The following is a 2,156-nucleotide window of genomic DNA, read 5'->3' on the forward strand; positions in this document are numbered from 1 at the left end:
CATGTCAACGACGCGTGAATACTGACCCCTAGGCGACGGGTGAAAATTGACCCCTGTCGCACATGCTAGGAGGCATGATTTCGATGGAGAATTGGGCTGAGATACGCCGGTTGCACACTGCTGAGGGTGTTCCGATCAAGGAGATCGCGCGCCGGTTGGGATTGGCGCGGAACACGGTGCGTTCGGCGTTGGCTTCGGCAGAGCCTCCTCGGTACAGGAGGGTGAAGACCGGGTCTGTGGTCGATGCGTATGAGCCTGAGATCCGCAAGCTGCTGCGGGATTATCCCAAGATGCCGGCGACGGTGATTGCTGAACGGGTCGGGTTCACGCATTCGTTGACGGTGCTGAAGGATCGGTTGCGGGTGATCCGCCCCGAGTATGTCGGGGTCGATCCTGCTGATCGGCTGGTGCACGAGCCCGGTCAGGTGGCTCAGATGGATCTGTGGTTCCCTGAACCTAGGATTCCGACGGGCATGGGTAATGTGCTGGTGTTCCCGGTGCTGGTGATGACGTTGACGTTCTCACGGTTCCTGACTGCGGTGATGCTGCCATCGCGGCAGTCCGGGGATCTGCTGGCTGGGATGTGGCAGCTGATCGCGGCGGTTGGGGCGGTGCCCAAGACACTGATCTGGGATCGGGAAGCAGCGATCGCTCCGAAGGGCAAACCGTTGGATCCGGTGGCAGCCTTCGCTGGCACTTTAGCTACACGGATGGTGATCGCACCGGCGCGGGATCCGGAGTTCAAGGGCATGACTGAGCGCAATAACCAGTACCTTGAGACCTCGTTCCTGCCGGGTCGGAAGTTTCGGTCCCCGGAAGATTTCAACTCTCAGATGAGCGAGTGGATCACTTCGAAGGCGAATACTCGCACGATCCGGTCCTTAGGCGCGGCACCGGTTGAGAAGCTTCCTGCGGATCTGGCTGCGATGACACGGCTGCCCCCGCAGGCTCCGGTGACCGGGTTACGGGCGCGTGTGCGACTGCCACGGGATTACTATGTCCGCTTGGACGGCAACGACTATTCCGTTGACCCGCGCTGTATCGGACGCCTTGTTGATGTCGCTGCCACGCCCACACGAGTCCAGGTCCGGTGCGAAGGGGGCCTGGTGGCCGATCACCTCCGCTGCTGGGACCGTCACCAGGTGATCACCGATAGCGAGCATGTCGAGATAGCCCAGCAGCTACGCGCCCAGTACTCGACCAGGCCCCTGCGGCCAGCAGCCGAGCCGCGCGGCGTCGAGGTCCCGACACGATCTCTTAGCGTCTATGACAGTGTCTTCGGGCTCACGACCGGTTCGCGCGCTGATAAGGGGGCCGTCGCATGAGCCAGACACGAATCGAATCGACCCTGGGACATCTGGTCAAAGCGCTAAAGACCCCAACGATCGGCAAGGTCTACGCCGAGCTAGCCGAGACAGCACGCGCGCAGGGATGGTCACACGAGGAGTACCTCGCCGCGGTGTTAGATCGTCAAGTCACCGACCGGGAAGCCAACGGCACCGCGCTACGGATCGCGGGCGCGCACTTCCCGGCGGTGAAGACTCTTGAGGACTTCAACACCGACTACCAGCCCGGACTGCGCCGCGATGTCCTGGCACACCTGGCATCCTGTGGCTTCATCGCCAAAGCCGAGAACGTCATCTTGCTCGGCCCGCCAGGAGTCGGGAAGACCCACCTGGGCATCGGCTTGGGCATCAAAGCCTGCCACGCCGGCTACCCAGTCGCCTTCGATACGGCCACCGGCTGGGCCAACCGCCTGGCCGCAGCGCATAACACCGCAGGCGGACTCGAACGAGAACTCAAACGCTTACGCCGCTTCCGGCTGCTCATCATCGATGAGCTCGGCTACCTGCCCTTCGACGCCCAGACCGCGAACCTGTTCTTCCAGCTCGTCGCAGCACGCTACGAACAAGGATCGATCCTGATCACCTCGAACCTGTCCTTCAGCCGGTGGGGCGAGATCTTCAGCGATGACATCGTCGCATCAGCCATGATCGACCGACTCGTCCACCACGCCGAAGTCCTACCCCTTGACGGCGATTCCTACCGCACCAAAACACGCCGCGAACTACTAACGGAAAACGACTGAAACCAACACAACCACAACAACAGGGGGTCAAAATTCAGCCGTCGCTAAGGGGTCAAAATTCAGCCGT

The 2,156-nt window shown here is 61.6% G+C and carries 2 protein-coding genes; both read left to right on the top strand.

All coding sequences use genetic code 11. The features are described from left to right. The first annotated feature begins 74 nt into the window (after positions 1 to 74). A complete protein-coding gene (gene istA, locus M3B11_RS13265; protein WP_259877941.1) occupies positions 75 to 1,325 on the top strand; it encodes an IS21 family transposase in 1,251 nt (416 codons plus the stop codon). Beyond that, on the top strand, positions 1,322 to 2,089 hold the full coding sequence (gene istB / locus M3B11_RS13270; RefSeq protein ID WP_259833255.1) for an IS21-like element helper ATPase IstB: 768 nt from the start codon (positions 1,322 to 1,324) through the stop codon (positions 2,087 to 2,089). Before istA ends, istB begins: the two co-directional genes overlap by 4 nt. Positions 2,090 to 2,156 lie beyond the last annotated feature (67 nt).

Origin of the sequence: Brevibacterium sp. p3-SID960 (assembly GCF_025144725.1) — a bacterium.
Lineage (GTDB): Bacteria > Actinomycetota > Actinomycetes > Actinomycetales > Brevibacteriaceae > Brevibacterium.